Source organism: Streptococcus sp. HMSC070B10 (assembly GCF_001808665.1).
Classification (GTDB): domain Bacteria; phylum Bacillota; class Bacilli; order Lactobacillales; family Streptococcaceae; genus Streptococcus.
The window spans coordinates 1-430 of the sequence record NZ_KV794172.1 but is presented as its reverse complement, the minus strand read 5'-3'; the positions used below and the strand labels follow the sequence as shown (position 1 = coordinate 430).

Annotated in this window: 1 protein-coding gene; it reads left to right on the top strand. The window is 40.0% G+C overall.

Translation table 11 applies throughout. The annotated features are described in order from the left end of the window. The first annotated feature begins 78 nt into the window (after positions 1-78). Positions 79-411 carry a phage holin gene (locus tag HMPREF2613_RS04990; RefSeq protein ID WP_070479416.1) on the top strand — a complete coding sequence of 111 codons (333 nt, stop codon included), beginning with the start codon at positions 79-81 and terminating at the stop codon, positions 409-411. Positions 412-430: the final 19 nt, after the last annotated feature.

The window sequence follows — 430 nt, the reverse complement described above, 5'->3', positions numbered from 1 at the left end:
AGAAACTTGGAGGGAATGGGCGCATCGATGCCCTATTTAACAAATACTTAAATTTAGAAATTGCGGAGGAAAATACAAATGCAACAAATTACTGAAATCATCACAAATGGTGCAATCAGCATCCTTGTTATTTTAGCAGGGGTAACAGTTAAGGCAGTCAAGGACTACCTGGTTCAAAAAGGTGGTGAAAAGACCATCAAGATTTTAGAAATCTTGTCCAAAAATGCAGTAAACGCTGTGGAGCAGGTCGCCACTGAAACAGGTTTTAAAGGTGATGAAAAGCTGGAACAGGCTCGTGATAAAATCCGTGCAGAGCTTACAAAATACAACATCAGCATGACTGACAAGGAACTAGACACCTTTGTAGAGTCAGCAGTGAAGCAGATGAATGACGCATGGAAAGGGGAATAAACAAATGAAAAAAAACGAC

Coding starts and splice junctions, on each gene's coding strand:
- HMPREF2613_RS04990 (WP_070479416.1), top strand. CDS start 79: ATGCAACAAATTACTGAAATCATCACAAATGGTGCAATCAGCATCCTT.